The sequence below is a fragment of the Dyadobacter sp. genome (genome assembly GCF_017744695.1).
Classification (GTDB): Bacteria; Bacteroidota; Bacteroidia; order Cytophagales; family Spirosomataceae; genus Dyadobacter.
Genome location: NZ_JAGIAS010000002.1, coordinates 802,149 through 828,064, shown reverse-complemented (window position 1 = coordinate 828,064; position 25,916 = coordinate 802,149). Strand labels below are relative to the sequence as shown.

At 52.1% G+C, this 25,916-nt stretch carries 19 protein-coding genes; 9 read left to right on the top strand and 10 right to left on the bottom strand.

The window, feature by feature from the left end; translation table 11 throughout:
- Window positions 1-31: 31 nt before the first annotated feature.
- Window positions 32-4,180, bottom strand: coding sequence for a DUF6923 family protein (locus tag J7619_RS10950; protein WP_291197876.1), 4,149 nt, complete (start codon window positions 4,178-4,180; stop codon window positions 32-34).
- 545 nt (window positions 4,181-4,725) lie between these two features.
- On the opposite strand from J7619_RS10950, the gene J7619_RS10945 reads away from it, so the two are divergent.
- The 3 genes from J7619_RS10945 to J7619_RS10935 all read left to right on the top strand — a co-directional run bounded on the left by J7619_RS10945 (window position 4,726) and on the right by J7619_RS10935 (window position 8,772).
- Complete coding sequence (locus J7619_RS10945; protein WP_291197874.1) at window positions 4,726-5,259, top strand: YceI family protein; 534 nt, start codon at window positions 4,726-4,728, stop codon at window positions 5,257-5,259.
- 132 nt (window positions 5,260-5,391) lie between these two features.
- Window positions 5,392-6,207, top strand: a complete 816-nt coding sequence (locus J7619_RS10940; RefSeq protein WP_291197872.1) for an AraC family transcriptional regulator — start codon at window positions 5,392-5,394, stop codon at window positions 6,205-6,207.
- 99 nt (window positions 6,208-6,306) lie between these two features.
- The gene (locus tag J7619_RS10935) at window positions 6,307-8,772 is read left to right on the top strand and encodes a TonB-dependent receptor domain-containing protein (protein WP_291197870.1); all 2,466 of its coding nucleotides are present in this window, start codon (window positions 6,307-6,309) and stop codon (window positions 8,770-8,772) included.
- A 2-nt stretch (window positions 8,773-8,774) separates the two neighbouring features.
- On the opposite strand, the gene J7619_RS10930 is transcribed toward J7619_RS10935, so the two are convergent.
- The 5 genes from J7619_RS10930 to J7619_RS10910 form a co-directional block, all read right to left on the bottom strand.
- Window positions 8,775-9,524, bottom strand: coding sequence for a S41 family peptidase (locus J7619_RS10930; protein ID WP_291197868.1), 750 nt, complete (start codon window positions 9,522-9,524; stop codon window positions 8,775-8,777).
- A gap of 110 nt (window positions 9,525-9,634) precedes the next feature.
- Window positions 9,635-10,993, bottom strand: coding sequence for a hypothetical protein (locus J7619_RS10925; protein ID WP_291197866.1), 1,359 nt, complete (start codon window positions 10,991-10,993; stop codon window positions 9,635-9,637).
- 149 nt (window positions 10,994-11,142) lie between these two features.
- Complete coding sequence (locus tag J7619_RS10920) at window positions 11,143-11,304, bottom strand: hypothetical protein (protein WP_291197864.1); 162 nt, start codon at window positions 11,302-11,304, stop codon at window positions 11,143-11,145.
- A 207-nt stretch (window positions 11,305-11,511) separates the two neighbouring features.
- Window positions 11,512-11,916 carry a hypothetical protein gene (locus J7619_RS10915; RefSeq protein WP_291197862.1) on the bottom strand — a complete coding sequence of 135 codons (405 nt, stop codon included), beginning with the start codon at window positions 11,914-11,916 and terminating at the stop codon, window positions 11,512-11,514.
- Between the two features lie 24 nt (window positions 11,917-11,940).
- Window positions 11,941-12,471 carry a Panacea domain-containing protein gene (locus J7619_RS10910; RefSeq protein ID WP_291197859.1) on the bottom strand — a complete coding sequence of 177 codons (531 nt, stop codon included), beginning with the start codon at window positions 12,469-12,471 and terminating at the stop codon, window positions 11,941-11,943.
- Window positions 12,472-12,697: 226 nt separating this feature from the next.
- Between J7619_RS10910 and J7619_RS10905 the strand changes: the two genes are divergently transcribed.
- Together J7619_RS10905 and J7619_RS10900 are read left to right on the top strand one after the other, a co-directional pair.
- Entirely contained in the window at window positions 12,698-15,226 is a 2,529-nt protein-coding gene (locus J7619_RS10905; RefSeq protein WP_291197857.1) for a phosphocholine-specific phospholipase C, read from the top strand.
- Window positions 15,227-15,284: 58 nt separating this feature from the next.
- The gene (locus J7619_RS10900; RefSeq protein WP_291197855.1) at window positions 15,285-16,187 is read left to right on the top strand and encodes a sugar phosphate isomerase/epimerase; all 903 of its coding nucleotides are present in this window, start codon (window positions 15,285-15,287) and stop codon (window positions 16,185-16,187) included.
- A gap of 20 nt (window positions 16,188-16,207) precedes the next feature.
- On the opposite strand, the gene J7619_RS10895 is transcribed toward J7619_RS10900, so the two are convergent.
- The 3 genes from J7619_RS10895 to J7619_RS10885 all read right to left on the bottom strand — a co-directional run bounded on the left by J7619_RS10895 (window position 16,208) and on the right by J7619_RS10885 (window position 20,335).
- Complete coding sequence (locus J7619_RS10895) at window positions 16,208-16,540, bottom strand: YciI family protein (RefSeq protein WP_291197853.1); 333 nt, start codon at window positions 16,538-16,540, stop codon at window positions 16,208-16,210.
- A gap of 231 nt (window positions 16,541-16,771) precedes the next feature.
- Entirely contained in the window at window positions 16,772-19,159 is a 2,388-nt protein-coding gene (locus tag J7619_RS10890; protein ID WP_291197851.1) for a TonB-dependent receptor domain-containing protein, read from the bottom strand.
- 105 nt (window positions 19,160-19,264) lie between these two features.
- Window positions 19,265-20,335 carry an AraC family transcriptional regulator gene (locus tag J7619_RS10885; protein ID WP_291197849.1) on the bottom strand — a complete coding sequence of 357 codons (1,071 nt, stop codon included), beginning with the start codon at window positions 20,333-20,335 and terminating at the stop codon, window positions 19,265-19,267.
- Window positions 20,336-20,548: 213 nt separating this feature from the next.
- Here J7619_RS10885 and J7619_RS10880 point away from each other — a divergent pair, with 213 nt between their 5' ends.
- The 4 genes from J7619_RS10880 (at window position 20,549) to J7619_RS10865 (ending at window position 25,261) form a co-directional block, all read left to right on the top strand.
- On the top strand, window positions 20,549-20,887 hold the full coding sequence (locus J7619_RS10880) for a PadR family transcriptional regulator (RefSeq protein ID WP_291197847.1): 339 nt from the start codon (window positions 20,549-20,551) through the stop codon (window positions 20,885-20,887).
- A gap of 1 nt (window position 20,888) precedes the next feature.
- Window positions 20,889-23,516, top strand: a complete 2,628-nt coding sequence (locus tag J7619_RS10875; protein ID WP_291197845.1) for an ABC transporter permease — start codon at window positions 20,889-20,891, stop codon at window positions 23,514-23,516.
- 169 nt (window positions 23,517-23,685) lie between these two features.
- Window positions 23,686-24,726 (top strand): LLM class flavin-dependent oxidoreductase, encoded by a 1,041-nt coding sequence (locus tag J7619_RS10870; RefSeq protein WP_291197843.1) that lies wholly within the window; start codon window positions 23,686-23,688, stop codon window positions 24,724-24,726.
- A gap of 115 nt (window positions 24,727-24,841) precedes the next feature.
- Window positions 24,842-25,261: an SRPBCC family protein gene (locus J7619_RS10865; RefSeq protein WP_291197841.1), complete on the top strand. Its 420-nt coding sequence runs from the start codon at window positions 24,842-24,844 to the stop codon at window positions 25,259-25,261.
- A 71-nt stretch (window positions 25,262-25,332) separates the two neighbouring features.
- On the opposite strand, the gene J7619_RS10860 is transcribed toward J7619_RS10865, so the two are convergent.
- Window positions 25,333-25,905 (bottom strand): cupin domain-containing protein, encoded by a 573-nt coding sequence (locus J7619_RS10860; protein ID WP_409012721.1) that lies wholly within the window; start codon window positions 25,903-25,905, stop codon window positions 25,333-25,335.
- Window positions 25,906-25,916: the final 11 nt, after the last annotated feature.

The following is a 25,916-nucleotide window of genomic DNA, read 5'->3' as shown; positions in this document are numbered from 1 at the left end:
GGCCTGTGCTTTTTTCCTTACCAAGTACTATTTATCTAACTATGATTACCTTTTGTACTCGTTGGCTACCGTCGGCCAAAGTGAGCTTCACGGTGTAAATGCCCGGAGCCAACTTGCTGACGTCAAGTCCTTCGGAGTTGACGACCTTGCGGTCGATTACTTTTATGCCTGCTGAATTGTGCAGGACAACAGACTTCACTTTTGCAAAATCCTTGAACTTCAATCTGTCGCTGGCCGGGTTAGGGTAGGCTGCCAGCATGGCATTACCATCGAATTCTACGCTCAGAATACGGCTGTATGCGAAGGTGGCATCGGTATCCACCATTTTGAGACGGTAGTAGTTCAGTCCTGCTGCCGGTGCCTGATCCACGAAATCGTATTTGCGCAATACGCTGCTTTCGCCGTGAGAGGCTTTGGTACCGATGGTGGTCCAGCTTTTCGAGTCAGCGCTGCGTTCGATTTCGAAGCGGTCGCTGTTGGTTTCTTCTGAGGTATTCCAATTGAGCAGCGCGGTGCTGTTGGCTTCTTTGGAAACCGAGAAGGAAACGAGTTTTACCGGTAATCCGCACTCCTGCTCTGTCCGGACTGTCAGCAAACCTGAACCTGAGGTGAGCGTACACAAGTCGCTGTCGCTGTCGACGACCACGCGGTAGCGGTTACCGCTCCAACCGGTGTTAGCCGGTGAAAGCCGCAATGTATCCGAATTGGCACCCGAATAGGTCCCGTTGGCATCCGTAGCGCCGCCAGGGACCAGGTTTGTCCAGTTATTGCCGCCATCGGTGCTTACCTGCCATTGGTACAAGAGTGTGCCGGTGCCGGTGGCTTTTACAGCGAATGTAGCGGTAGTACCCTCGCACACGATCTGGGTTTCCGGATTAGGCTTGGTGAGCTCGATGTCACACAGCGTTGCCGTTACGCAGTTGGCGCCGTCGTTACTGTTGGACGGGATCGAGGTCGACATAAAGCTGGCCGAATTGGCTACCGGGTCTATTTTGTAAAAACGTCCCGATTCGTTGTGGAATGCATACAGCTTACCGGTAGCATCTGCGAAAACAGCTCCGAAACCGCTGTTTCCAGGCAGGCCTGACACCGGCGTCGCGCCTGTGGTAACAGCTCCTGTGAGTGGATTGATCGTCGAAATGCGGGCGTCGGTAGTGAATCCGTAGACCAGTTGGGTCGAAGGAAGATAGGCAAAATCAGACCCTCCGAAAGGACCGCTCAATGCCACACCGTAAGTCGGCCCGGTTTGAAGCGCGAAGCCGTTGGTCGGGTCAACCAGTTTCAGGTAAGTTGAAGGACGGTTCGGGTCGACATCGATGACGTAGAAGCTCGGTGTACCGGTTTGATAAACCATCATATAACCATTAGGCAACTCTACGCCGACATTGAAGTTGCCGGATGCAGGCAGGTTGGCGATCGGATATTCCACCGTACCACCCTCACGATCGATCTGTACAATGCTGCCGGTGCCGTTTTTGGTTGCCCATAGCATGTTATCCGCAGAGTTATAGATCAACGAGTTGACCGTCATTGGCAGTGGAGCGATTTCGGTACGCGCGCCGGTATTCACGTTGTATGCGTAGAGTGTAGAAACAGGTTCTCCGGCAGCAGCAGCCACTTGATAGGTGATACCATCCGCGCAGTCGAAAGGCAGGTTTTCCAGAATGGCGTTCGGACAGCTGGCCCCGTCGTTGCTGTTGGAGGTAATGCTGGTCGAAAGCAAGGTCGAAGTAGCGGCAGTTGGGTTAATGCGGTGGAATGTGCCCGGGTCGTTGGCAAATGCGTAGAGTTTACCGCTCGGGTCCGCGAATACAGCCCCGAAAGAAGTACCCGTCGGCAAGCCTGCCACAACTGCTCCCACCGTGGTGGCGCCGGTAACGTGGTTAAGCGTCACCAATCGGGAACTGGTTGATTCCACCCCATAAACCAGTCCTGCCACCGGTTCGTAAACGAGGTCGGCCACGTTGATGGCGGCGCTCAGTGCTTTGCCGTAAGGCGCTGCGGTTTGTAACGCATAGCCGTTCGCCGGGTCTACCAGGCGCAGATAGGTCGAACGCGCCGGGTTGATATCGATCACATAATAGCGTGGCTGACTGGTGTTGTAAACCAGCATATAGCCGCCGGGAAGCCCGGTGCCGACATTGAAATTGCCGCTGAGGTTTGCGATAGGGTATTCCAGTAAGGTACCATCCGCTCCAATGCGGACGATCGAGTTGGTGCCGTTTTTGGTAGCCCAAAGTGTGTTGTCGATTTCGCTGTAAATGAGTGAATTTACCAATGCGGTTAGCGGCGCGATCTGCGTCCTTACGCCGGTAACCACATTGTAGGCGTAAAGCGTCGACACGGTTTCGCCGCCCGCGGCGGCCACCTGGTAGGCCACGCCGTCTTCACAGGTAAATGGCGTAATACAGCCTGTAATGGTAATTGGCTGGCTCACAGGGCCGGTACAGCCGTCGTTTTCGAAACGGGCGTAATACGTGCCTGCGGGCGCGTGTGCCGCATCGGCAACCAAGGTGGCCGGCGATGGAGTGCTCGAAGTATAGAAGCGCAGAGTACTGCCCGCAGGCGGGGTATCTATCACCAGGCGGTTCAGGTCATAGGTCGTTGCCGGGCATATGGGTGCCTCGGTGCCGGCCCGCAAGGTGGGAGCGCCTGGTACTGCGTAAATCTGCAATCTGACTGCCGACGAAGGCGCGGTACAAAGGTTACCCGTAATCTGGCAGCGGAACCGGTAATTGTTCCAACCGGTGGTGGAAGGGGTCACAGTGAGCGTTGCGGTACCGCCTCCCGAGTAGCTGCCATTGGCTCCGGTGAACGGGGTCGTTTGCATGTTCGACCAGTTGGTGCCGCCATCCGTGCTCAGCTGCCATTGGTAAGTGAAAGGACCGTTACCGGTTGGTGCCACTGAGAACGAGGTCGAACTTCCTGCACAAATGGTCGTGTCCTGAGCGACGGTCTGGACATCGGTATCGCATTCCACGAATGCATTGGGGCAGCTCGCCGCGTCGTTACCACCCGATGGGGTACTGCCCGAGATGAAGGAAGCCGTGTTGGTCGCAGGGTTGATCCGGTAGAACCCGCCTGTGCTATTATTGAATGCGTACAATTTGCCGGTGATGTCGCTGAACATCCCTCCGTAGGGCGCTGCTGGTAATCCTGTAACCGCTGTTGGATTGGTGGTTACCGCACCGGTTGCAGGGTTGAGTGTCTGAATGATCCCGTCAGGCGTAATGCCGTAAGCCAGACCGGTCGAAGCCAGATAGGCGATATCGGAAATATTCAACGGTGCGCTGACAGCCGTACCATAATTAGGGCCGGTTTTAAGGGCGTACCCGTTGGTTGGATCGACCAGTTCGAGATAGGTCGCGCGGGAAGGGTCCACATCGATCACATAGTACTCGGCGGCATTCGATGCATAAACAAGCATATAGCCATCAGGGAGCTCCACACCCACGTTGAAGGCGGATGTCGGCAGGTTCGGGATATGGAATACCACCGTTCCAGCTCCCGCACCAATGCGGACGATATCAGAGTTATTGATAGTCCCCCACAGCATATTGTTGGTAGCTGTGCTGTAAATCAATGAGTTGATGCTGTAAGCAGTGGCGGCGCCGATCTGGGTACGTACCCCTGAGCTGACATTGTAGCTGTACAGCGATGAGACGGTCTGTCCGCTGGGTACTGCAACCTGGTAGGCAATCCCATCGAGGCAGCCGAACGGGCTTTGCTGCCCCATCCTGAAATTCTGGTTTGCCATGTTGGCTGCCTGGTTAGTCAGCGCGATTTCGCCTGACAGCGGGGCATTGGCCTGATTGGCCGTGTTGCTGGCGCCTACCACATCTTCGAACACATAATAGGTGCCGGGGATGCGGTTGCCATTGATGTTGGTAGCAGTGTTGGTCAATACGAGCTTGTGACCTGTCAGATTGTTGGGCAGGCCGGTAAATGAATACCCACCCGCGGGACCTACCTGGGTGGAGGCAATGATTGCGCCGGACGCATTTACTACATTGACGTACATGGTACCGCCAAAATTGGTACCGGTTTCGCCGGCGTCGACGACGTTGTCACCGTCGGCATCGACCCAGACGGTCCCTGTGATGTTGACGGCTATGGCTGCCCCATAGCACAGCACTCCCACAAGCAGGAAAAGTGCCCTGATCAATAGATTTTTGTTCATAAGCAAGCGTTTGGTTAGGTGAAAAATTAGGGGATTGAAAATTTATGGTCGGGCCGCGGAGGTCGGGCCGCGCAGGTCGGGCCGCGCGGGATGAACCCGGGGCGACAAAGGTTCCGGGATTAAAATATGCCTGGTGAAGAGGGAAGTGTGGTTGGGATCTAATTCGCGGACAAATATCGAATTAAATGTTTGGTAGACACGATTCGGTTCGTAGATATAGTTCTACAAATTTGCATTGTATTCGTAGAAAATTTTTGGTATGAAAATGCTTCAAATGAATAGAATATCGTGTTGGAGGGGACGGTAGCCTGTGGAAAATACTTCCATGAAATGTGGCTGAACAATGTCGAAACACTGACTTCGACGAACTCTTTTACGCGACCGCTATCTAAGAGTATAGTGCTAACCTCGGGGTAAGCGGTCGATCTCGCGTGCGCCTGTGGACTAATTTTGTATCGCCGCCCGGCCCTGACGGCAGGCGATCAGGAGTGGCTTCCTGTGAGGGCCAGGTGTGAAGTATTCATACCATCAAACACAATGAAATCATGTCAAAGACAACGTGGAATGTAGATGTAGCGCATTCAGAAGTTCAGTTTAAAGTGAAGCACCTGGTCATCTCGACTGTCACCGGTTTCTTCCGTACTTTCAGCGGGTCGGCATCGACGGACGGCGATAGTTTCGAAAACGCCAATGTCAATTTTACCATCGACGTCAACAGCGTGGATACCGGTCAGCCTGGCCGCGACGAGCACCTGCGCAATGCCGATTTCTTCGAAGCGGAGAAATATCCCGAGTTCAGCTTTGTGTCCACTTCACTCAAAAAAGATAAAGGCGACTTATACAAGCTTGTAGGCGATCTTACCATCAAAGGCATCACCAAAGAAGTGGAGCTCGCGGCAGAATACGGCGGCACCGAACGCGATCCGTGGGGTAACACCAAGGTCGGCTTTGAAGTAAGCGGCACCATCGACCGTAAGGAGTTCGGGGTGACATTCAACTCGCTCACCGAAACCGGCGGTCTTGCTCTCGGAGAAAATATCAAAATACTGGCCAACATCCAGCTGGCGAAACAGGCATAGCAGCCATTATTTAGAGTAGCTGACGTGCGAGAGGGTGCCCTGTTTCGGGGCGCCCTCTTTTTCTGTAAAGGCTTTTTTATATTAATTTGCATACTCTATTAAATCGCTAGAATACTCCTGGCCCTTGTTTATATGCAAATCGAGATCAAGAATAAGTTGAACGACAATGAGTTGTTCCGGATCAAAAGAATGAAAGAGGTGATCAAAACCACCCATCCGCATGGCCACAAGGAATATCTCGAAATCATTTACCTCACTCACGGGGAAGGTCTTCATCAGATCGACCACCACCGTTTTCCGGTAAGCGGAAACAGCCTGTACCTGGTCATGCCCGGACAGATCCACAACTGGGAGCTGACTGCCATTCCCAAAGGCTTCGTGATCATGGTGCAAAAGGATTTTCTGCTGGGGCATCCGCTCTACGACGTGCTTTTTCAGACCTTTCCGCTCACGTTCAGCAGCGGTTATCGCCTCGAAAACACCGGTACGACTTTCCAGGGAATTTTTGAGCGTATTGAAAGTGAATATGCCGAGCGGCAGCCCAATTACCAGGCCATCGTGCAGACTTACCTGTTGCTGCTATTCAATTTGCTGAAACGCGAAGCGCACATGGACCGAAGCCAGCCAGAACCTCCTTTGCTCAAATCTTTCTTTGACCTGGTGGCAGTACATTACAAATCCAAACACGAGGTGGCATGGTATTCCGGCGAGCTGAATGTGACGCCCAAAACCTTGAACGCCAATTGCCGCAAGTACCTGGATAAAACGGCCGGGGCGGTGATCAGCGAGAAGCTGACGGCGGAAAGCAAGCGTTTGCTGCTGTATTCACAGGCAAACCTGGGAGAAATTGCCTACGAACTCGGTTTTACAGACCCGTCGCATTTCAATAAGTTCTTCAAAAGGCAAACCGGCGTTTTGCCGAGCGTTTACCGCAAGGGTATTTCCTAGATATACCAGTTTTAGGACTGAAAGTACAAAACTCTACTGAATTTGTAGAGTTATTTTTGCCGCATTACGCAACACCATGAACAGGCGGAACTAACCCTTATGAAATTTCTTTTTACGCTTACATTACTTTTGGGCGCACTGGCGTCGGGCCTGGCGCAAAGCCAGATCACTATTACCGGCAAAGTTACCGATCAACAAACTGGCCAGGGGCTGCCTTATGCCTCTGTGGCATTGTACCGTTCTGCCGATTCGACGTTGGTGAGCGGGGTGCTTGCCGATGATAAGGGTACTTTCCAATTTGAAAAACTGAATGTCACTGCGTATTACCTCGAATCGCAATACATGGGGTACCGGAAGTTGCGCACGCCCATACCCGCGCATGCAGGTAATGTGGCATTGCCTCCTGTTGCCATGCAGCCTGACGGCCGGGTTCTCGATGCCGTAGAAGTGACGGGTAACCGGAGCGCTGTTGAAAACAAGATCGACCGGCAAGTGTACCGCGCGGGCGCGTTTCTGGGTAGCCAGGGCGGGACTGCGGTGGATGTGCTTAAAAATACCCCGTCGGTGACGGTCAATGCCGAAGGGGATATCGCATTGCGCGGCTCGACGGGCTTCCTGGTACTCGTGAATGGCAAGCCCGTACAAACCGACGCGGCCGTTGTGCTCAACCAGATTCCCGCCAACAGCATCGAGAATGTCGAAATCATCACCAGCCCATCGGCTCGTTATGACCCGGACGGGAAATCGGGTATCATTAATATTACTACCAAAACGGTCGATAAGAATAGCCAGAGCCTGATTTTGAATGTGCAGGGAGGGCTACCGTCGGTTCATACCTACCATAACCTGAGAAATCCGCAGCGTTACGGCGCGGACGCTGCCTGGGGTATCCGTGCCGGCAAATGGGAGGTGAACCTGAGTGGCAACTACCTGCGAAATGATATCACCGGTAGAAGGGTCGGGGACGTCAACACGACGATCGGTCCTGTTTTTACCTCCTTTCCCTCCGATGGAGAGCGGAGTTTCAAACGGTACAATTACACGGCGCGGGCATCGGTCAGCTACACTGCCAATCCCTCGAATGTGATTTCGGCAGGTTTTTACAAGGGTTATCGCTTCCAGTCGAGAAGGGCCGATTTGGTTTACAACAATACCAAAACAAACCTGGAAACAGGGCAGAACGTGGGGAGGATAACCTATTTCAATTCCAATATCGCGCAAAAAACCGCCGATGTAACGTCGGCTAACCTCGATTACCTGCATCGTTTCGGGGGTAAATCGGAGCTGACATTGTCCGGACTGATCGAATCGGCTGATCTGGACGGGTTGACGACCAATCTCAACCTTTCCGAACCAGGTCGCACGCGCGCATTGCAAAGTACCCGTAACCCGAGCGAAAACCCATTAAATGCATACCGCTTGCAGGCCGACTATGTAGTACCGATTGGCAAAGGAAAACTGGAAACCGGCTACCAATACCGGAACCAGTTGCAGAAAGGTGTATTTCAATATTTGGACCAAAACCTGGAAACCGGAGAGTTTGTGCTCGTCCCGGAGTTTTCGAGCCGGACGCGCCTCGTGAACCACATTCACTCGATGTACGGTCAATATAGCGGGAAATCGGGTAAGCTCGAATATTCGGGTGGTTTGCGATACGAATACGCAACCAGGCGATTTAGTGCAGCAGGTACCAACACGCGCAACCTCGATTTATCCAATTTCTTTCCGTCCGCGCAGTTGCAGTACGCGTGGGGTAAGGGCTGGCGCGGGAAGGCGGGCTACACGCGCCGCGTACAGCGCACAACGAACAACGAGTTGAACCCATTTCCCGAGCGTGAGCACTCCGAAACCCTCGAATCGGGTGACCCCGACATTTTACCCGAATTTATCGGCATGGCCGAAGCAGGCATCGTAAAGGAGTTCGAAAAAGGGAGCGTTTTTGCCACATTATATAACCAGCGGATCAAGAATGTGGTCAATCGGGTCAATAGCGTGTATAACGATACCATCGTCAACCGCATTTACACCAATGCCGGCCTGGCTACCTCATGGGGTGTGGAAATAGGGGGGAATACCACCCTGACCAAGTGGTGGCAGCTCTATGCCGGCGCGAATGTGTACCGGTATGCGATCGAAGGCGGGCTGTTCCGGAACACTGCCGGTGTGAATACGGTGGTGGTGAATACATCGAGCGTAGTATATTCCCTGAATGCAAATACTACATTCAAAATAACCCCTTCTTTGCAGGTGCAATGGGCAATCAGCTACCTGTCGAAACGGGTGACGGCGCAAGGGGAGGACTCCCGGTTCGTGAACCCGGCATTGTCGGTCAAGAAGAGTTTCCTGAAAGGGAGGCTGGCAGCCACATTGCAGTGGCAAAACATGGACCTGGGTATCGTGGGGGCCAACCAGCAGCGTATTTCAACATGGGGCAAGGACTTCTATACGACCACCAACTACATTCAGGAAACAGATATTTTTCTTATTAATCTGAGCTACAACCTCAATCAATTCACCAGAAAAGCCAAACTCCCGGCCAGCGAGTTCGGCGACCGGGAGTTTTGAGGTTACTTGCCGCGAATGAGTTGTAAGGCCTTTTCGAGCGGCTCATCGAGGCCATCGGCAATGCCCTGGATGGTGGGCTTCACCTCTACCTGCGGCACAATGCCGATTTGCTGGGTTTCGCGGCCGTCGGGGTAGTAGACGCCGATACCGCTGATACCTGTACGTATGCCGCCCGGCAGGACAATCGAAGATACGTTGCCGTCGGCCCCGGCTGTGGTGCTGCCGATTACAGTAACGTTTGACGCAGCGGAAAAAGCCATGGTTGTATATTCCGACTGGCTCACCGTATTTTCATTCACGATCACGATCACTTTGCCTTTGTAGTGGTCGGGGTTGGTTGTACCAAGTTTTTGTTCGGATGACCATGTGAACAAGCCGGGTGTTTGCGGTTTACCAATGGTGAATTTTGCAAAAGACTTGTTTTCCGGGAGGAGCATCGGACCAAATGAGAAAACCATAAAATCGGACGGATAACATCGCATGTCCACCACCACACCTTTGCTTTTCAGTATTTGAGGCGTCAGGGCGGGCAGATATGTATTTTTGAATTTCCCCGGGAAAATATATGCGACGTCCTGTCCGAGCATTTTGAAGCAAGTGTCTTTTTTGTTGTAATTAGCGTAAATATTGATCTTGTTGCCAGGATAAAGTAGAATGCTCGCTTTTTGTATTTTTCCTTTCCTGTTAAAGGTGATCGCCAAGGTGGAATCATTACTTCGCAGCAGGTTCGGCGCCAGGGTTTTCAACTGCATTACGTTGTTGGAGCCTGGTGTGTAAGGTTTCAGTTCGCTGATGATCTGTCCAACTGGTTTGCCATTAATTGTCTCGATCGCGTCGCCCGGTTTCAGCCCGGTTTGCTCACCTAACTGAGTATTATAGTAGTCAACGACAACCGGTTTCCCTTCAACAAAACGTAGTTCAATTGGCGCATAGTTTTTCCGAAACGCTTATCAAGCGCGTTATGCTGGCCGTACAGGCTGGCGTGCGAGTCCTTCACACGCGTGATGAGCGCGAGGGCGGCGAGCTTGTACTCGGTTTCATCGGCCGCCATCGCGAACTTAGGCACAAACTCTTCCAGTACCGCATACCAATCCTCGCGGATCAGGGGCTTGTACGGAAAAAAGTACTCTATCATATTCCAGTAACGGAACAGTGAAAGCAGCCTGAAACCCGCATCGGGGTAGGCCATTTCATTGTAGGCACGCTCATTTTTGAAATCAGGGTTACCTACATTAGGATATGAGGCAATGTAGTAGTGCTCACCCGTGCGCCGGGCACGGCGTATTGAATCGAGCTGAGCGAAAAGTTCGGATTTTTCCAGCCATGCCAAATCGGGTTTTATTACCGCATCGGTCGGAATAGCTTCGGGGGAGAGCTCTTTGACCGGTCCGAATTTATTCAGCCATTGAGCAAGCACGCGTTTACGTTCGATATCGTTTTTTGCCGCGATATACGGCGCAGCCACGCGGAAAAGCTCGTAATCCATATTGTAGTTGCCGTCTGCGGCGGCCGGATGATGGTATTTTACAAATCCCCAGATCCTGCCCAGTTTCGCCAGATTGACCGCCTGCTCTTTGGTCATGGAATACCCCGGGCCGATGCCGAGCTTTGATCCTCCATCAAATTCTTTGTCGAGCGCGGCGGGGAATTCCTTTTTGGGAGGTGCCTGCGTAAATGGCTTGCCATCGATGAGTAATTCGAAATTGTCCGCCCAAATCGTTCCAGTGCCGACAAGCAATGCGCCGATATAAATATATTCGGCCTCGGCGGAATAGGGTAGTTTAATACTGTACTGCTTCCAGTCCCGCGTTCCCTTGAGATTTTCGCTTTGCATATTGCTGAATTGCAGTGGTCCTGCTTTTCCATCGATCCGTAGTACCAGCCCGCCCCAGCCCTGCCCGACATCTTTAAATTTAAGGTAACCCCTCACTTCTATTTCCTTGCCGCCGTAAATCGCCGGTAGGGCATTGGCCATACTTCCGAATTGAATATTATCCATTACCGCAGGTGACTGGATACGCAATGCCGCTTTGCCCTGGTATTTTTCTGTGGTATCCACGGAAAGGAAGTAACCCTTTCCCCATTCGATCCACGGCCGTGGCAGTTTATCAGTAGTTAGTTCTTTTTCAAAATCGAGATTGAAGTCTGTCGATGAAGCCTGCTGCGCCAGGGAGATTGTTCCGCACAGCGCACAGAGAAGCGTTGTCAAAATGGTTCGCATGAGTAAGGTTTTTCTTTGTAAAAGAAGGGTTACTAGTGCTGTTACTGTAACCGGATGTGAAAAGAACGTTACCTTATAAATGAGAAGCCCTGCCAAATTACGTCGCAGGGCTTCTTTCATATGCCAGACTTGTTCTTGATTGTAGGCCGTTATTTGGTTTTTTCGAGACGCAGGATATAATCGATACCATCCACGAATTCGGCGCCTTGCGTGACTTTGTCGCTAGCCGGATCATATTCCCGAATGTAATCCTTATCAGCAGTATTCACGGCAATGTATGCTTTGCCGTCTTCCACTGCGACGGCATTCACATCCGTTCGCCTTTGTCGGCGGGGAGGTCGAGCGTTTTGATGAATATGCCGGTTTATACGTCGATAACTGAAAACGAGTGGTCGGCGTCAATCGACTCGCCCTTGGTACGCGTACGCACGATGGCTTTACCATTGCTTTACCGCCTGCAGCCCTAACTACATTACGCTCGAAGGTCGTGTTGAAAAAAATCAAGATTGGAAGGAACTTCAATTATAAAAGCCGTACCGCTTTTTGATTTTCCCTTTTATCGTCGCAGAGCAGGCGACCTGACGCCTTACTATTTCAAAATCTTGTTGGCCGAGTTTGCCGACGACAACAGCCGGCCGGTTTTGTATGATCGCACAGAGTTCGGCACGTTCGACAATTTTGAGTTTTGAGCAGTCGACAAATGATGTGTGATCGAGGTAGTCGCGGCCGTCAGCCGTAAATTCAATATGCTGGCATTGAAGATCCAGGTTGTAGTTGACCTTCATATTGAGTTCAGTATTATTGTATACCGAAGCAAGCGTAAGGCTGTCGGCCGACTCGCCAATCACAATGAAGCGCTTGACTTTGGGCGGAGTCGTGTCTTTGACCATCATCCGAAGGACGGTCCCAATCAATGAAGTCATTTCAAAGGTCGCGGCTCCTGGTGTTCATTCAAATTTGGCCGAATGAATCAGCAACTGGTCTTCGATGTATTTGACCATATCGCTGTCCGCGCCGCCGGCCCTGGCAATGGCAACCGGACTTATTTCTTTGTCTTGCGCCGTTTGATTCCAGGCTTCGTCATGCGACTTGCCTGTCAGGTCGTTAAAGTTGAGATTTTTGTTTTCCCACACAGATTCATCTATGCATTTCATTTCCGATTCGGAAAGAAAATCGAGATCCGGATCGACAATTCCCTGAATTGAAAAACGGTCTAAGGCTGAAAAGTACCGGGCATAGGTCGTACCGCCTTCTTTGACATTTTTGTAGATATCATAGGCAATAGAAGGTACTGGCCCGTTTTTCATCGCGTGGTAATGATCCTGTGAAATAGCCGCACCGTATCTGACGAGGTGTTTCTGTTCAGCGAAGTAGAGAATTTTGAAAAGCTTGTGAATGTCACAGTGCCCGCCGAGCTTTTGCAGAATGTAAAGCAATAAATGGATTGTTCCTTCGATTTTTTCTTCCGATGTGTTCATGACTCAAATTTTTGAATGTTGCCTGTTGATATCACCAGGGGGCAGGTATTGAAGAATGAAGGAACATTTGAGTGCATCAAAGATATGGTTCTTTTGGAATTTTTACAAGATTTATGGAATTTTTCCAAAATTTCTTAACACTCGCGTAACCCGATGTGGCCGCCAGGGTCAGTAATTTTGCCCCTCTAAATACTTGTACCTTTTAGTAACAACCCAAACTAAACCCATGGATTCCAGAAGAGATTTTATTAAAAAGGCGGCGATGCTCGCAGGCGGTGCGGGCGCGGCGAGTTTGTTCCCCGAGTCGGTGCAAAGGGCGATGGCTATTACACCCGACCCGAATACGACTTATCTCGATGCCGAGCATGTGGTAATCCTGATGCAGGAAAACCGTTCGTTCGATCATAGTTATGGCAAGTTGCAGGGCGTGCGCGGCTTCAACGATCCGCGGGCGATCGACCTGCCGAACAGGAATAAAGTCTGGCTTCAGACCGACCTCAAAGGCGATACGTACGCGCCGTTCCGCCTGGACATTAAAAATACGAAAGCCACATGGATGCACGACCTGCCGCACTCGCGCGAGTCGCAGGTAGATGCCTACAACGGCGGGAAATATGATAAGTGGCTCACTTCCAAGCGCTCGGGGCACAAGGAGTACGCCGAAATGCCGCTGACGCTCGGCTATTATGAGCGGGAGGATATTCCGTTCTACTACGCCCTGGCCGATGCATTCACGATCTGCGACCAGAATTTCTGTTCCTCGATGACCCCCACGCACCCCAATCGTTACTACCTGTGGTCGGGCACGATTCGGAAAAAGCCTGAAATGGACTCGCTGGCGGTGGTGCGGAACAGCTATTTTTCGATTAACAAACCGGTAAAATGGAAGACCTTCCCCGAGCGCATGCAGGAGGCGGGTATTAGCTGGAAGTTTTATCAGAATGAAGTGGGCGCGGTGGTACAGTTCCACCCGGGCGTTGGCTCGTGGCTGAGCAATTTCGGCTGTAATCCATTGGAACGTTATGCGCAGTACGGGGTCAAATATTCGAAAGATTTTATCCACTACGCGACCTTGGAGGTGGATAAAATTAAAAAGGATCTTCCAGCATTGAAGGAGAAAATGGATACGGCAACGGGCGCTGAAAAGGATAAACTGAACAAACCCTGGGAGCAACGTCACGCATTGCTGGAACGCCTCGAAGCCGATCTGGCCGAGTTTAGCGAGGAGAATTTCAAAAAACTGTCGGTATTCCGGCAAGATCTGCACCGCAACGCATTTGTGACCAATCGCAACGATCCGGATTACCTGAAACTTTCGTCGATTTCTTACACGGAAGGGGGAGAAACACGCAAGATCGATCTGCCGAAAAGTGATATTTTCTACCAGTTCCGGAAGGATGTGCATGAAGGCAAGCTGCCGACGGTTTCGTACCTGGCTGCACCCCAGAATTTCTCGGACCATCCGTCGGCGCCGTGGTATGGCGCTTGGTACATTTCCGAGACGCTCGATATCCTGACCAAAAATCCGGAGGTTTGGAAGAAAACGATTTTCATCCTCTGCTACGACGAAAACGATGGCTATTACGACCATATTCCGCCATTTTCAATCCCCGATCCGACCAAATCCAACTCCGGGAAGGTGTCTGCCGGTATCGATATCAAGGCCGAGTACGTACCGTTGGAACAGGACGAAACCCAAGTGCCGAAGGCGAATGCACGGGGTGGGGCAATAGGCCTGGGCTTCCGGGTGCCGCTCGTGGTGGCATCGCCATGGTCGCGGGGCGGGAAGGTGTGCTCGCAGGTTTTCGACCATACTTCCATCATTCAGTTTCTGGAAGAATTTACAAGCCATAAGTCGAAGAAACAGGTTCGGGAGGCGAATATTACCGAATGGCGCCGGACGATATGCGGCGATATGAGCTCGGTTTTCCAGCCCTTCGATGCGTCGGCGTACAAAAAGCCGCAACCGGTAAACCGCGAGGAAATCTTGACGACAATCCATAAAGCACAGTTCAAAGACGTGCCGGCGAATTTTAAGGCATTGAATGCCACGGAAATCGGGAAAATTAATGCCAATCCAACCGCATCGCCCTTTTTACCCAAACAGGAACCGGGTACCAGGCCTTCGGTGGCGCTTCCTTACGAATTGTATGTGAATGGCGCGCTTTCGGCGGATAAGGGCTCTTTCGAGATTACGATGCATGCGGGAAATAAGGTATTTGGTCCAAAATCTGCCGGTGCGCCATTTATCATTTACGCTCTCAATCCTTACGAGGGTGAGGTATTGCGGGTGTGGAATTACGCGGTGAAGGCAGGTGATAAGCTGACCGAAAGCTTCCAATTGGCAGCCTTTGAAAATGGCAAATACCATTTGCGGGTGTACGGCCCAAATGGTTATTTCCGGGAATTTGCGGGGCATGCCCAGGAATCTGAGGTGACAGTAAGTTGTGGATATGTTTTGGATAAAAAAGGCAGGCCCACCGGCGAGCTGGAACTCGTTTCTGTCAACAAAGGAAAGAAAGCACTGAAACTTGAAATTGCCGACAATTGCTATCAGCAGAAAAACAGGGAAGTGAGCCTGCCGGGCGATGCGACGGTGAGAACGCTTATTCCAGCGGCCCCCAATCATCAATGGTACGATTTCCAGGTTCATCACGGGTCTGGCGACGTCGTGAGACGGTTTGCGGGACGAGTGGAAACCGGGAAGGAGGGTATAACCGACCCGTTCATGGCCAGCGCGACAAGTAAAATTTGATCAGGACAATAAAGAAATCGCCGGGTTGGGTCTTATTCAGTAAAACTCCAACCCGGCGATGTTTTCAAGACTGCTTGCAATCTGCACCTTACTCACGATACTGTCTGTTCAGACTGTTTCAGCCCAAAAGAAAAAGGGTACCGATAATATCTACGCAAGGCAGAACCTCATTGCCTGGTGCATTGTCCCATTCGATTCCAAAGAACGCAATCCCGAACAGCGGGCCGAAATGCTCAATAAGCTGGGTTTTACGATGCTTGCCTACGACTGGCGCGAGAAGCATATTCCCGAATTTGACGCCGAACTGGAAGCGCTGAAAAAACATCATATCAAATTACAGGCATTTTGGTTGTATTCCGGCCCGAATCCCGAAAACGACAAGAACCTGCCCATTATCCTCGACTTGCTGAAAAGGCATCATGTCAAAACGGAGATATGGTGTATGATCGGCGGGATAAAGGGTATGGACAAAATGACCCAGCAGCAGAAGGTCGAAGCCGTTGCAAAACCTGTGGCCTACATTGCGGATAAGGCTGCTGAAATCGGCTGTACGGTGGGGCTTTACAATCACGGCGGCTGGTACGGAATGCCGGAAAATCAGCTGGAAGTGATGGATTATCTCAAAAGACCGAATATCGGGATCGTGTACAACCTGCATCACGCCGAGGAAGACATCGAACGTTTCCCCCAGTTTTTCCCGAAAATACTGCCGCATTTAATGGCGGTGAATTTAATGGGGCTCCGAAAAGGGAATCCCGTGAAGGTAGTCCCGGTGGGCGAAGGCGACACGGAGGCCGAAATGATCCGCATCATCCGCGACAGCAGCTACCGCGGCCCGATCGGCATCATCAATGAAGAAACGGCACCCGACGCCGAAGTCGGGCTGACGATGAATGTCGATGGTTTGAAGAAGATACTGAAAGAGCAGGGTGATATCCGGGCTTTGGAAACATATAAATAGGGAGGAAAGGGAAGAGGGGATTACTGCTGCATTTCGCGGACTTCGGCGTAACCGTCGAATTCATAAATCGGGCAGCTGGCCGCGATAGCGGTTGCCTCATCGAGGTCATCGGCTTTGAGTAACAGAAAGCCGCCCACGATTTCGGTACCGACCTGATGAATACCCTCGCGGACTTCTCCGGCTTTAATCAAACGGCCATTGAGCGTCAATCCGCTGCCTCCGGCAAGTTTACCTTTGGTACCCCATTCAGCAAACCATTTCGACCAGTTTTCACGATGCGCAGCGATTTCAGCCTCGGTGTGGGACTCTTGTCGCCCGTCAGGTTCGCGGAAAATGACAATGTAATTTTTCATAGTTAAAGGTTAAAGTGGATGCTCCAAAAATAGCAACTCACATCAAACCTGATAAGCGCAAAGTACCTTTTTAATCGCTATTTAATGACCAAGCTGGTACAAATCTCAAGATTTGTACATACTATTCGCAGGCCTCCGGCCGGTCCATACTAAGCTGGCGACATTGCAGCAGTGTCCGGCCGGAGGCCTGCGAATGGTGAGCACGAAGGTCGACCTTCGCGCCTTCCTCCCTCACCTCGCCCGGCTTTGCTCCGTTTCGCCGGTCGATTTGCTGTTAAACATAATTCTCCCGATCCGCCCAAACCGGTACGTCGCGCTGATGCCGAAGAATGCGGTGGAGTAGGTGCGGTGGTAATAAATATGGGTCGCCCCGACGCTGTATCTGCCGTGCACATGGCTTTGGTGAAAAATATCGTTGGCGGTGAGCCTGATCTTCAATGCATTTTTCAAAAAATCTTTTTCTACGCCGAGTGTTACCGTCGACCGGCTGAAATCATTGTAAAGCCCTAGCGACCTTTCGCTCAGGTACCAGGCGAGGAGTTGGATTTTAAAAATATGGTTTACATCAAAAGTATTGCTCGTGTAGGCATAAAGCTGTGGCTTCGGTTTTTGGATTTCGAACCCATATTCATGATCGACCAGGTTGCTGCGACTTACTGTGACGGTGTTGGTAGTATTCCACCATGCGATGTTGAATGTCGCCGTGGCAGTAATGAAGAAGGAATGTTCCCGGGCGAGATTGATGCCCTTCAAAACATAGCTGTTGGGCGAATCGCCACGTAGCGCGGCACCGCTGAGCCGGTCTTTGGTGTACGTATAACCTGCACGGACGTCGAGTTGCTTGTATTGCAGCCCGGTTTCAAACGTATGGATCTTCTCGGGTTGGAGGTTGGGATTGCCTTCGATGGTCGTGAAAGGGTCCTGATAAATCACAAAAGGATTAAGCGCCTGGTAGCGCGGGCGTGTGATCTTTGAAACGTACGAAATGCGGCTTTGCAGGCCATTGGGGAAGTTTTTACTGATAAAAACATTCGGAAATACGTTGAAATAGCGGTCCCCGATGTTCTGTCCGCCCCGCGCCGTGGTATTGAGCGTGTAGGTCGTGTATTCGCCTCGTACACCGGCACCGAATCGCACGTCGCCCTTCCAATTTCCCTGATAATTCAAATATGCCGCAGGTATTTTTTCACGGTACCGGAAGTTGCTGCTTAGCCCCGGATCGGGCAGGAAAGGGCCGTCGCCGGCAGAAACCAGGAAATCGGTACGGGAGCCATTATCCGCATAGCTGAATTTCGCCCCCGTTTCGAGCTTGTGGCCATTTCGGAGTGCTTTGGTGTAGTCGACCTGCGAGCTGGAAATACGGATCCGGACGAGCACATCATTGAGTAACTCGCGACTCGCCGCGCTGTCGCCGGTGAGGCTGTTTTCCGCAATGCGGTCGTGCTGGTCGGTTTTAAATCGCGCATACTGGGTCCCGATAAACAATGCAGAACCCAACGTGTCCAATGCTTGCTGGAAATTGAGGGTAATGGCATGGTTCCAACGCTCCTCGTCCTTGGCGACGCGGCTTTGGTAAAAGCTGCTTCCCTTCGTGTCGGTGAGCGCATTGCTGCTGTTCTGGCTGCCGCCGAGGCTGTTCAGGTTGCCCTTGTAGCTCAGTGATATATAGCTGTTTGTATGCAGGTTCCATTGTGCGCCTGCACCGAAGTTGGAATAGTTACGCAATTTGCGTTGCCAATCGGTAGTAAGGTCCGAATGCAGGTATTCGGTGGGCGAGGGGCGGGTGCGCGTGGTATGCAGCACTTCGCGGCTGTTGCCGGTTTGGAGGGCATAGTTAGCTTGCAATGCCAGCTTGTTGCGCATGTACTGGGCATCCGCGAGGGTATTCAGTTCGCTGCCTGCAAATTTGGTGTAGGCATACTGCTGGGTTACCGAGCCTGTCATGCCGCCGTCTGCCGTCTGCTTTGTAATGATATTGATCACTGCCTTACCCTCGGCATCGTATCTGGCCGACGGATTGGGTATTACCTCCACCCGGGCAATGCGGCTTACGGGAATGGCCGCCATTTGTTCATAGGTAATGGCCTGTCCGTTGAGGAAAATTAAAGCTTCCCCCCGTCCGGCCACACCCGCCCGGCCTTCGGTGAAGATAATGCCGGGCGACCTCCCGAGCAGTTCCGTGGCCGATGTGCTGCCCGCCAGAATGCTGCCCGCAACCTGGATTTCGGTGGTACCATTGGCTCCTTGCCGTACGAGCGGCGCCTGCCCTCGGACAGTCACATCTGCGAGCGCCTGTGCCTGCTCGCGCATGAGGATGGTACCGAGGGCGATTTGCGTGCGGCCGTTCTGATGGATGACGATCAACGTGTCGGCAAGGCCGATGCTGCTCAGCCGTAGCGCGGTGGTTTTGTGCGCAACGCCGGTGAAGGTAATGCTGCCATCCTCGAACGGCGCGCCTTGCAAAAGCGAGGAATCGGGCAGGGCGAGCAGGCGGGCATATACAGCCACCGGCTGCCGGTTAGCACCGACCACCTTACCTGATACCGCATAAGGGTTCTGGGCCAGGGCTATTTGGGTAAACAAAAAAAGGATGGAGAAAATGATGCCGGAAAGCTTCATGGCTGTGACAATGGATCTGGTTTGAGGCAAAAATCCAAAGCGGGCCGCTTCCGCGGGTATGTAAAAGGCGAATCAGGAGTACGGATTTATAAATTCGTACTGCGGTTAATCTGCAATAGGTTGATTAATAGTTAATTGGTAAGAAGATGGCGTGGTGCCTTTTACCTTCTTGAATGCAGCAAAAAAAGTAGATTTGGAATTGAAGCCCACTTCATAACCGATCGCTTCGAGGGTAAGGTGCTGCTCGGTGGCGATCATTTTACAGGCTTCGGCAATCCGCCACTCATTGATATACGTCGTGAAATTTTTGCCCAGACGGTCATTCAGCAAGGCCGAAAGCTGGTGGCCCGAAACCTGTATTTCACGCGAAAGATCGTGCAGTTTCAGATCGGGGTTCTTGTAAATGGCTTTTTCCGTCATCACTTTTTCCAGCTTGCCCAGCCATATTCCGGCGTCGCTTTCATTGAGTTTTTTCGAAACCGGCTTCTCGGGGAGAAGCAAAAACAGTTCATCGGTTTTCTTTTTGTAAATCACCAATGTGATCATCAGGTAGAGGATCAGCGAGAAGGCAATGGAGCCGCTGATATAGGAGGCGAATGGCGCGTTGATCATCGAGGAGAAATACAAAAGGAAGATCAGCATGTTGCCGAGGAAGATCATTGAAATCCAGGTTTCAGCCGGCTTCATGGTGTACGACCGCTGGAATAGCTTCCATAGCAAACCGCGGATGAGAATTCCCGAAGCGAGCAAAAAGCCGAACCATTGCAGGTAGATAGCCCTCGTAATCACTTTCCTCCATAAAATCGGGTAGTCGGCGTAGGGTACGGCGATGCCTATTCCCAACATCATAACCGCCAGTCCAATGAGCGTCCATGTCCAGCGTTTGGGCGTCTTTTCAAGCGGTGTTATCGCGGAGCGTACGAAATAGTACAAAAACGGCCCGATGAAAAAGCAGGCTGAAAGGCCGATTTGCAAATAGATTTTCGGCAATCCCCGGTCGAAATACAGGAAAACCGATTTCGTGATCCGGGCGCCCAGGGCAAGCAGCAGACCCGCCAGGAAGTTGTTGGCGAGGTATTTCTTTTGCGTGAAAAATAGCAGGAATATTCCCAGGAGAATGCCGTTGAACGCACCCACCACGCTGAAAAAGAACAGGAGCTCTTTACCTACATTCATAAAACAGAAGCGATTGTATCCCAAATGTAACTGTTTGATAACCGGTTTTCAAGCACTATCTGCGACTTGTCCGCTTTGATTACACCGATGTTCGGAATCGGACATTCAACTCGCCGTTTTAGTCCCTTAAAACCTGTTTTTGAACGGCTCAGGGCGGCTTGCCGGATTTGGCACGGCATTTGCCCGACATTATCGGAATAAATACGATCAGCCATGAAAAGAACATTTTTGGGAGAACTGGAAGAAGTCGTCCTGCTGACGGTCGCGGTGCTGGGCGATGAAGCTTACGCCGTGACCGTCGCGCAGGAGCTCGACCAGAAGGCAGGCCGGGCCGTCGGGTTCAGTACGGTGCATACCACCTTGCAGCGATTGGAAGAAAAAGGGTTCCTGTCGTCCGAAATGGGTGGGGCCACTGCCGAGCGGGGTGGTCGTCGCAAACGGTTTTTCCGTGTGACGGCATTCGGCCGCAAAGCCTTGCGTGAAGCAAAAGAGGCAAGAGAGGCGTTGTGGAACGCAATGTCGCCTGATACACTTCAATTAATGACCCATTGATATGGACCTGAAATCGCACTCCGGCAGGTCGGCAGGGCCGCCGCGGTGGGCCACCCGCCTGCTGGCGAGCTGGTCGGACCCGGATGCCCGCGAGGAATTGCAGGGAGATATGCTCGAAATGTATGCCTACTGGCGCGAAAGCCAGGGTAAACCTGCGGCCGACCGCAAGTATGCCCTCGCGGCTATTCGCCTCATGCGCCCCTTCGCGCGCCCGAAACGCTCAAACGACTATTCCGAAACCTATTCATTCAGCGCAGCCATGATCCAGAATTATTTCAAAATCGCATTCCGCAACCTCCTCAAAAGCAAAACGTTTTCCGCCATTAATGTCCTGGGCCTCGCGCTCGGGATGGCTTGCAGCCTCATGATCATGCTCTGGATCCGTGACGAACGGGCCGTCGATGCTTTTCATGCGAACAAGGACCAGCTGTACCGGATTTACATGCGCGAGTATTTCAGTGGAAAGGTACAAGGTGTGATCTGGACGCCGGGGCTATTGGCCGAGGAACTGAAAAAATCGGTACCGGAAATCGAGATGAGTACGCCGTATTCGTGGACTAACCAGCAGACCTTTTCCGTCGGAGATAAAATACACAAGCAGGCGACGAACTGGGCAAGTGCGGATTTCTTCAAAATGTTTAGTTACAAACTCCTGCAAGGTACTCCGGAAGGAGCATTGCGCGATAAGGGCAATATCGTCATTTCGCGCAACATGGCTGAGGCGTTTTTTGGAAGTCCGGAAGCAGCCATCGGAAAAGCGATTCGCTATGACAACCGCAAGGAAATGACCGTATCGGCGGTTTTTGAGAACATTGGGGCCAACAGCTCGCTGCAATTCGATTGCCTCATGACCTGGAATGCCTATGCCGACGACAATAGCTGGGCCAAAGACTGGGGCAGCACCGACCCGCTGACGTTTTTCAAGCTGCGGAAAGATGCTGATCCTGCCAAAGTGGAAGCCAAAATCCTACATCTGCTCGACAAGACAAACCGCGATGCCGGCAAGCCCTACAAAACCCAGCTTGCCATGCAGCCTTTTCATGAATATTATCTCAACAGCAATATCAAAAACGCGAAGATGGACGGAGGGCGCATCGAATACGTGCAGCTGTTTAGCTTCGTCGCGGTGTTCATCCTGCTGATCGCCTGCATCAATTTCATGAACCTCGCCACCGCACGCTCGTCGCGCCGCGCCAAGGAGGTAGGCGTGAGGAAGGTGGTCGGCGCGATGCGCTCCATGCTCGCCGGACAGTTTATGGGCGAGGCACTCCTGATAGCGACGCTTTCGGCGATATTGGCCGTGTTGCTGGTGGCCTTGCTATTGCCTGCATTCAACAGCCTTACAAGCAAGCAAATCGCATTGCCTTATGCAGCGCCAATGTTCTGGGGCATTATAGCGGGTCTGCTGGTGACGACCGGTCTGCTGGCGGGAAGTTACCCCGCATTATTCCTGTCGTCGCTCAATCCTGTCCGCATTCTCAAAGGGGCTTTGAAATTCGATTCGAGCTCGGTGTGGGTACGGAAAGGGCTGGTCGTCTTTCAGTTTGGATTGTCGGTGATTCTTATCGTGGGAATGATCATTATTTACAGGCAGGTTGGTTTTGTCCAAAACAAAAACCTGGGCTTTGACCGTGAAAACCTGGCATACTTTCCGCTTGAAGGCGAGCTGTCCGGCAAATTTGAGGTACTGAAAACCCAACTGACGGAAGTAGCGGGTGTTAAACTGGTGTCGCATATGACCGCCACGCCGGCGTCCAACGGCAACGGTGCCGAAGGGATTACCTGGCCCGGCAGCGACCCGAATGCACTGGTGCGGTTTACGCCGGTGGGGGTAGGTTATGATTTTGCCAAAACGATGAACCTGAAAATGGCCGCCGGTCGCGATTTTTCGAAAGACTTCCCTACGGATTCGTCCGGGGTGATTGTCAATGAAACGGCGATCAAAGTAATGGGCCTCAAAGATCCGGTGGGCCGGGAAATTAATTGGGGTAAATCGAAAATACATATTGTGGGTGTTTTAAAGGATTTCCACTTTCAGTCGCTGCACACGGCGATCCGCCCGCTCATCGCCTACCTCGGGGTAAGGGAGCCGCAAGGAAGTGTGATAATCCGCATTCAGGCGGGCAAAACGCCTGAAACGCTGGCTGCGATCGAGCGGATATGCAAGCAGCTTAACCCCAATGTGCCGTTTACCTACGCATTTACAGACCAGGAATACGCACGCCAATACCAGAGTGAGCAGGTTGTGGGTAAACTGGCAGGCTATTTTGCCTTTCTGGCGATATTCATCTCTTGCCTGGGGCTATTTGGTCTTGCCGCATTCACTGCTGAACAGCGAACCAAGGAAATCGGCGTCCGTAAAGTGTTGGGGGCTTCGGTTGCGGGGATCGTGGGGCTGCTTTCCAAAGACTTTCTGAAACTGGTTGTGATGGCCATCGTATTGGCGTCGCCGGTAGCCTGGTACATTATGAAGCAATGGCTGCAAGGTTTCGCCTACCAGATCGACATCGAGTGGTGGATGTTCGTGCTGGCAGGGGTGATCGCCGTATTGATTGCCATTTTTACGATCAGCTTTCAGTCGATCCGAGCTGCGACTGTGAACCCGGTGAGGAGTTTGCGGAGTGAGTAGACCATGGACGGGCGACCGCCGATCAGTTGTGGGTCGGCCCACACCCTCGCTATACTTTTGGATACTACCCTGAACCCCTGACTCCGGAATCTAAAACCCGTCTTGCTGGTTGTATTTTCGACGCCGCGGTAATACGTGGCGGGACACAAAGACGAAAATCAAACAGGAAATGGAAATAGGAATCAGCATGTTCGGGGATCTGGCATTTAACAATGAGACCCGTTCTTTTCAGTCGCCGCAGGAGCGCTTGCAGGATATGTTGGAAGAAATCAAGCTGGCCGATGAAGTCGGGCTGGACGTGTTCGGGATAGGCGAGCACCACCGGCCGGATTTCGCGGTTTCGACGCCCGAGATCATTCTGGCCGCAGCGGCTTCCGTGACCAAGCGTATCAAACTTACCAGCTCGGTAACCGTATTGAGCTCTGCGGACCCGGTGCGGGTTTACCAGAATTTTTCGACGGTAGACCTCATTTCCGGTGGCAGGGCGGAGATTACGGTCGGCCGGGGCAGTTTTATCGAATCGTTCCCGCTTTTCGGGTATGATTTGAACGATTACAATGGCCTGTTCACCGAAAAGCTGCAATTGCTGAAAGAAATCAATGAAAACGACGTGATCACCTGGAAAGGCAAGTTCCGCGCGACGCTCGACCGGCAGGAGGTTTTGCCCCGCGCCGTGAACAACAACCTGGAAATATGGGTGGCAGTGGGTGGCACGCCGCAATCGGTTGTACGTGCTGCAAGGCTAGGCTTGCCGTTGATCATCGCGATCATTGGCGGTATGCCTTCGCAATTCAAGCCGTTTTTTGAATTATATAAAACAGAATACCTGGAAGCAGGCCATGATCCGGCCAAAATGCAACTGGCTACGCATTCGCACGGCCTGGTGGGGCCCGATGGAAAAGCATTGAGCGATTTGTATTTCCCGTCGTATGCGGCTCAGATGGATCGCGTCGGACGTAGCCGCGGGTGGGCGCCTTATACGCGTGCGCAATTCGAAGGCGGACAAAGCCGCAGCGGCGCATTGTTTGTAGGCGAGCCTAATGAAGTGGTAGATAAGATCCTCTATCATCAGGAGATGTTCGGCCTAACGCGCTTTCTCATGCATACGGATGTAGGTGCGCCTGCACATAAGGATTTGATGAAGTCGATCGAACTGCTCGGAACGCACGTTGCACCGGCTGTAAAAAAGGCTCTTACAGTGAATCAATGACGTTTTTGAAGCGGGTGCCGCAAACGCACCCGCTTTTTGTCGCAACAGGCATCGCTCCGTTTCCCGGAAACCCGGCAACTTTGTAACATCAGTCATCACTAAAAAACACAAAGAAATGGAAGCGACAACACAACCTGTAACTGTACAAGCGAATATCAATGCACCGGTAGCGGACGTCTGGAACAAATGGAATGCACCGGAGCACATTACCCAATGGTGTTTCGCATCCGACGACTGGCACGCCCCCTTTTCTGAAAACGACGTGCGGGTAGGCGGCAGCATTAAAACCACAATGGCGGCGAAGGATGGCAGTTTCAGCTTCGATTTCGGTGGTACCTATACCGAAGTAGAGGAAAACCGCTATCTGGCCTATACTTTGGGCGATGGCCGCAAAGTGACCGTTTTGTTCGAACAGGACGGCAATGGTACCAAAGTAATAGAAACATTCGATCCTGAAAACACGCACCCGGTCGAGTTTCAGCAGGCTGGCTGGCAGGCGATTCTTGACAACTTCAAGAAATACGCGGAGCAATAATTGAAAGGATTACAATGCATTGCAGGCGCGGCCCGGTCGGTAAGATCGGGCCGCGCGCTTTTGTGGTATATTCAGATACAATACTTCCGGATCATGTCATGCTCAAATCCTTTCTGTCGGGCAAGGCGGTAGAGCCATGGCAGGAAAGGGTTGATCAATGCCTGTTTGCCGGCCAGCCGCATGTCGCTGATCATGAGCACGACCGATGCGTGCAGGAGGTCATCCCAGGTTTTTATTGTTGCCCTGCCGTCATTGGCCAGGCCGTAAAGCATTCGTAACGAATATTCAAAACCCTCGTGGCCGGGTTCTATCACGACCCGGAATCGGGTTGGCTTCTGGCCGGGATTGGCGAAATTATGGGGTACTCCAATGGGCACCGTGTATTGCTCGCCGGGTTCGAGTAACAGCTTGTTTTGGCCGATCTGCACTTCCAGCGCGCCTTCGACGGGAATGAATGTCTCTGTGAAATTCAAATGCTTGTGCAGGCCATTGCCGCCGCCCGGCCGTAGTTCGATCTCCATTTCCGACCGGCGGTTACCACTTTCGGCAGCGGTGGTAAGAAAGGTTACGGTGTATTCGGGATTGGAAATGACGCGTCGCAGCGTCTCCTTTTGCATGACTTCCTGTTCGGTAAAAGTTTCCATGGCGATTTTGA

Coding starts and splice junctions, on each gene's coding strand:
- J7619_RS10950 (WP_291197876.1), bottom strand. CDS start 4,180: ATGAACAAAAATCTATTGATCAGGGCACTTTTCCTGCTTGTGGGAGTG.
- J7619_RS10880 (WP_291197847.1), top strand. CDS start 20,549: ATGAAAAGAACATTTTTGGGAGAACTGGAAGAAGTCGTCCTGCTGACG.
- J7619_RS10925 (WP_291197866.1), bottom strand. CDS start 10,993: ATGCGAACCATTTTGACAACGCTTCTCTGTGCGCTGTGCGGAACAATC.
- J7619_RS10930 (WP_291197868.1), bottom strand. CDS start 9,524: ATGCAGTTGAAAACCCTGGCGCCGAACCTGCTGCGAAGTAATGATTCC.
- J7619_RS10935 (WP_291197870.1), top strand. CDS start 6,307: ATGAAATTTCTTTTTACGCTTACATTACTTTTGGGCGCACTGGCGTCG.
- J7619_RS10860 (WP_409012721.1), bottom strand. CDS start 25,905: ATGGAAACTTTTACCGAACAGGAAGTCATGCAAAAGGAGACGCTGCGA.
- J7619_RS10905 (WP_291197857.1), top strand. CDS start 12,698: ATGGATTCCAGAAGAGATTTTATTAAAAAGGCGGCGATGCTCGCAGGC.
- J7619_RS10940 (WP_291197872.1), top strand. CDS start 5,392: ATGCAAATCGAGATCAAGAATAAGTTGAACGACAATGAGTTGTTCCGG.
- J7619_RS10945 (WP_291197874.1), top strand. CDS start 4,726: ATGTCAAAGACAACGTGGAATGTAGATGTAGCGCATTCAGAAGTTCAG.
- J7619_RS10900 (WP_291197855.1), top strand. CDS start 15,285: ATGTTTTCAAGACTGCTTGCAATCTGCACCTTACTCACGATACTGTCT.
- J7619_RS10910 (WP_291197859.1), bottom strand. CDS start 12,471: ATGAACACATCGGAAGAAAAAATCGAAGGAACAATCCATTTATTGCTT.
- J7619_RS10870 (WP_291197843.1), top strand. CDS start 23,686: ATGGAAATAGGAATCAGCATGTTCGGGGATCTGGCATTTAACAATGAG.
- J7619_RS10885 (WP_291197849.1), bottom strand. CDS start 20,335: ATGAATGTAGGTAAAGAGCTCCTGTTCTTTTTCAGCGTGGTGGGTGCG.
- J7619_RS10875 (WP_291197845.1), top strand. CDS start 20,889: ATGGACCTGAAATCGCACTCCGGCAGGTCGGCAGGGCCGCCGCGGTGG.
- J7619_RS10890 (WP_291197851.1), bottom strand. CDS start 19,159: ATGAAGCTTTCCGGCATCATTTTCTCCATCCTTTTTTTGTTTACCCAA.
- J7619_RS10915 (WP_291197862.1), bottom strand. CDS start 11,916: ATGACTTCATTGATTGGGACCGTCCTTCGGATGATGGTCAAAGACACG.
- J7619_RS10895 (WP_291197853.1), bottom strand. CDS start 16,540: ATGAAAAATTACATTGTCATTTTCCGCGAACCTGACGGGCGACAAGAG.
- J7619_RS10865 (WP_291197841.1), top strand. CDS start 24,842: ATGGAAGCGACAACACAACCTGTAACTGTACAAGCGAATATCAATGCA.